This window comes from Rhizobacter sp., assembly GCF_031412075.1.
Lineage (GTDB): Bacteria > Pseudomonadota > Gammaproteobacteria > Burkholderiales > Burkholderiaceae_C > Rhizobacter.
The window spans coordinates 1-4,119 of sequence record NZ_JANOCG010000545.1 but is presented as its reverse complement, the minus strand read 5'-3'; the positions used below and the strand labels follow the sequence as shown (position 1 = coordinate 4,119).

6 protein-coding genes are annotated in these 4,119 nt (G+C 66.7%); 2 read left to right on the top strand and 4 right to left on the bottom strand.

The features are described 5' to 3' along the window. Position 1: 1 nt before the first annotated feature. The 4 genes from ccmD to ccmA are packed head-to-tail and all read right to left on the bottom strand — an operon-like array spanning position 2 to position 2,208. On the bottom strand, positions 2-160 hold the full coding sequence (gene ccmD, locus RMO40_RS20370; RefSeq protein ID WP_309725260.1) for a heme exporter protein CcmD: 159 nt from the start codon (positions 158-160) through the stop codon (positions 2-4). After that, the gene (ccmC, locus tag RMO40_RS20365) at positions 157-921 is read right to left on the bottom strand and encodes a heme ABC transporter permease CcmC (protein WP_309725258.1); all 765 of its coding nucleotides are present in this window, start codon (positions 919-921) and stop codon (positions 157-159) included. The genes ccmD and ccmC overlap by 4 nt, the downstream gene beginning before the upstream one ends. A 16-nt stretch (positions 922-937) precedes the next feature. After that, positions 938-1,603 carry a heme exporter protein CcmB gene (ccmB, locus tag RMO40_RS20360; RefSeq protein WP_309725256.1) on the bottom strand — a complete coding sequence of 222 codons (666 nt, stop codon included), beginning with the start codon at positions 1,601-1,603 and terminating at the stop codon, positions 938-940. Further along, the gene (gene ccmA / locus RMO40_RS20355; protein WP_309725254.1) at positions 1,600-2,208 is read right to left on the bottom strand and encodes a cytochrome c biogenesis heme-transporting ATPase CcmA; all 609 of its coding nucleotides are present in this window, start codon (positions 2,206-2,208) and stop codon (positions 1,600-1,602) included. Before ccmA ends, ccmB begins: the two co-directional genes overlap by 4 nt. Before the next feature lie 88 nt (positions 2,209-2,296). Between ccmA and RMO40_RS20350 the strand changes: the two genes are divergently transcribed. Together RMO40_RS20350 and RMO40_RS20345 are read left to right on the top strand one after the other, a co-directional pair. After that, positions 2,297-2,485: a hypothetical protein gene (locus RMO40_RS20350; protein WP_309725252.1), complete on the top strand. Its 189-nt coding sequence runs from the start codon at positions 2,297-2,299 to the stop codon at positions 2,483-2,485. Continuing rightward, on the top strand, positions 2,482-4,119 hold a 1,638-nt coding region (locus RMO40_RS20345), incomplete at its 3' end, for an ATP-dependent DNA helicase (protein ID WP_309725251.1). The genes RMO40_RS20350 and RMO40_RS20345, both read left to right, overlap by 4 nt.

Genomic DNA, 4,119 nt, shown 5'->3' with positions numbered 1-4,119 from the left:
GTCATTGCGGCTGCGCAGCCGCGTGCAAGGCCTGCCGCCGGCGGCGGGCGGCCAGCCAGGGCTCGGTCAACATGAAGGCTGCCGTGACGGCATACGAGCCCCAGACATACAGGCCGTAGCCCCCCATGGCAAAAAACTCCGAAGCGCTGTTCCAGTTCATGGTTTGGTTCCTGTTGCTTGCCGTGCGATCTGAACCACCCAGTCGGCGTGTTTTTCTCGCTCCAGAATGATGGCGCGCGAACGTGTCAGCACGACGGCAAAGGCGTAGGCCCAGAAGGCCAGCGTCATCAACAGCATGGCCGTGAGCATGGTCGCTGCCATCTTGGGCGCAGCGGTGGCACTGATGGTCGCGCCCTGGTGCAAGGTGTTCCACCACTTCACCGAAAAATAGATGATGGGCACGTTGATGGCGCCGATGAGCGCCACCAGCGCGCCCGCGTTGTCGGCACGGCGTGTGTCGTCGATGGCTTCCACCAGCGCGATGTAGCCGAGGTAGAGAAACAGCAGGATCAGCTCGGAGGTGAGCCGCGCATCCCACACCCACCAGGTGCCCCAGGTGGGCTTGCCCCAGAAGGCGCCCGTCCACAGCGCGACGAAGGTGAACATCGCCCCCGTGGGCGCAATGGCGCGCGCCACCATCGACGCGAGCCGAGCCTTGAAGGCCCAGCCGATGCCAGCCCAGAAGGCCATCACCAGGTACAGCAGCATCGACATCCAGGCCGCAGGCACGTGGATGAAGATGATGCGGTACGACTCGCCTTGCGTCGCGTCGGTCGGCGCCACGAAGAAGCCCATGTACAGGCCGAGGGCGGTGAGCACGATGGCCGCCACCCAGAACACCGGCGTGAGCCAGCCGGCCAGGCGGTAGAAGCGCGATGGCGCGGCAAAGGTGAACAGCCGCACCGGGGGTGATGAGTTCATGGCGTTGTCTCTCGGTTCATTCTGTGGAAATGCGCAAGGCCGCGGCGGTGGCCCACGGCGCCAGCAAGGTCGTCACGATCAGCAGCGCGCCGAGCAGCGAATAATGGCCCGACGCTGAAATGCCCGACTCCACCGCGCCCACCGCGCCGGTGCCGAAGATCAGCGCCGGAATGCACAGCGGCAAGATCAGCAAGATCAACAACACCCCCGCGCTGCGCAGTCCGAGCGTCAGCGCCGCGCCCACGCCGCCGAGCAGGCTGAGGATGGGCGTGCCGAGCAGCAGGCTGAAGGTGAGCGCGGCGATGGCCTCGCCGCTCATGTCGAACAGCAGGCCGAACAGCGGCGCCACCAGGATGAGCGGCAAGCCGGTGAGCAGCCAGTGGGCCAGCGCCTTGGCCGCAGCAATCAGCACCGGCGACTCGCCGCACAGCAGCATCTGCTCGAGCGAGCCGTCGGCGTGGTCGGCGGCGTAAAGCTGCGTGACCGACAACATGGCGGCGAGCAGCGCGCACACCCACACCACGCCGGGGGCGATCTGCCGCAGCATCTGCGCCTCGGGGCCGACGCCGAGCGGGAACAGGCTCACCGCCACGGTGAAAAAGGCGATCGGCAACAGCGCCTCGATGCGGCGGCGTGCGGCCAGACGGAGGTCGCGCGCGAGCACCGCCGCAAATGCGCTCATGCCGCCACCTCATCGAGCTGCACGATCAAGGGCGCTGGCTCGCTCAACGTGAGCACCTGGTGGCTGGTCAACACCACGCTGCCACCACGCGCTGCGTGCTGCGTCAGGAGAGTGTTGAGGGTATGAATGCCTTCGGTGTCGAGCGCATCGAAGGGCTCGTCAAGAATCCACAACGCTGGCGCCACGTCGAGCGCCAGCCGCGCCAAGGCCACACGCCGGTGCTGACCTTGCGACAACGTGCGCACAAACGCATCGCGCCGGCTGGCCATGCCGAACAGGTCCAACGCTTCGCCGAGCGCAGCGTCGCTGTCGGCGCGGCCATGCAGGCGCGCGAGAAAGCGCAGCGACTCCAGCACCGTGAGGTCTTCCTTCAAGGCATTCGCGTGGGCCACGTAGACCCGCTGTACCGGTGTGCCAGCCCAGCTCACCTGCCCGGCCTCGGGCGTGGACAAACCTGCGAGCAGCCGCAGCAGGCTGGTCTTGCCGCGACCGTTGGCACCGCGCAGCCACACCACCTGCCCAGGCTTCACCTCGAACTGCAGGCCCTTGAAGAGAATGCGGTCGCCACGGCGGCAGGCCAGGTCGATGGCGGCAAGTGAGGGCAAGGCTGAGGTCAACACGGTGCGAGGGTGGCTTCCAACCCCGCATTGTCTGTCAGCGAAGTACCATGGCCCACACTCCCCGGAACACCCCATGAACAAAGACCTGTTGCAAGCCGCTGGCGCCATCACCGCCGCCCTCATCACCAACCCGTCGCCGGGCGTGTCGCGCTCCAAGCTGAGCGACGTGGGCACCTTGTTTGCCAACGTTTACATCGAGCTCGAGAAGTCGCAAGGCATCGTCGACAAGCTGCGCGCACAAGGGGCCACGCCCGCACCTTGAGCAAATCGCCTTATGTCGTCGCCGTGCGCGCGCTGTGCGAGTTCACGGCGAAGGCCGGCGACCTCGATCTGCGCTTCACGCCCGCCCCCTCCGCGCAAGAGGGCCTGATGGGCCACGCGGTGGTGGCCGCGCGCCGCAAGGGCGAGCGCTACCAGAGCGAGCTGAGCCTGACTGGCGACTACAAGGCCTTGCACGTGCGGGGCCGTGCCGACGGTTATGACGCGGCGCTCAACCGGCTCGAAGAAGTCAAGACCCACCGCGGTGACCTGGCCCGCCTGCCCGATAACCACCGAGTGCTGCACTGGGCGCAGGCCAAGGTCTACGGCTGGCTGCTGTGCCACCAGCTTGGCTTGGGCGAGATGCAGATCGCGCTCGTCTACTTCGACATCGTCACGCAGAAGGAAACCCTGCTCTGCGAAACCCACAGCGCGCAAGCCCTGCAACAGCACTTCGAGACACAGTGTGAGCGTTTCCTGCAATGGGCCGAGCAGGAGCTGGCGCACCGCGCCCAGCGTGATGCGGCCCTCACCGCGCTGCGCTTTCCGCACAAAGCCTTTCGCGCTGGCCAACGCGAGCTGGCCGAGGCCGTCTACAAAGCCGCAAGCCACGGCCGCTGCCTGATGGCGCAGGCACCCACCGGCATCGGCAAGACCGTGGGCACGCTGTTCCCGTTGCTCAAGGCCGCGCCCGCCCAGGGGCTGGACAAGGTCTTCTTCCTGACCGCCAAGGGCTCCGGGCGCCAGCTGGCGCTCGACGCGGCCGAGCGCATCCAGGCCGGCCAGAGCGACCTGCGCGTGCTGGAGCTGGTGGCGCGCGACAAGGCCTGCGAGCACCCCGACAAGGCCTGCCACGGCGAGTCGTGCCCGCTGGCGCGCGGCTTCTACGACAGGCTGCCGACGGCACGCTCTGCGGCACTGGAACACAAGACACTCGACAAGGCTGCGCTGCGCGAGGTGGCGCTCGCCCACCAGGTCTGCCCCTACTACCTGAGCCAGGAGCTGGCGCGCTGGTGCGACGTGATCGTCGGCGACTACAACTACTACTTCGACCTGAGCGCCTTGCTGCACAGCCTCACGCAATTGAACCAGTGGCGCGTGAGCGTGCTGGTCGACGAGGCGCACAACCTGGTCGAGCGCGCCCGCAAGATGTATTCGGCCGAGTTGGACCAGGCCGACTTCAAGGCCTTGCGCAAGACCGCGCCACCCGCGCTGAAGCCGACGCTCGACAAACTGAACCGCGCCTGGAACGCCTTGTACAAAGCGCAGACCGTGCCTTACGAGGTCCACGCTGCCGTGCCCGAGGCGTTCAGCAACGCCTTGCAAAAGGCGCTGGCCGCCATCACCGAACACCTCACCGATCACCCCACCGAGGTCAACCCAACCCTGCAGCGCTTCTACTTCGACGCGCTGCATTTTTCTCGTGTGCTGGAGTTGTTCGACAAACACTCACTGTTCGACGTGAGCCTGGCCACCCCCAGCAGCGCCCTGCTCTGTCTGCGCAACGTGGTGCCCGCGCCCTTTCTCACACCGCGCCTGGAGGCGGCACGTTCAGTGGCGCTTTTTTCAGCCACGCTGAGCCCGCGTCAGTTTTATGCCGACACCCTGGGCCTGCCCGACAACACCGCCTGGGTCGAC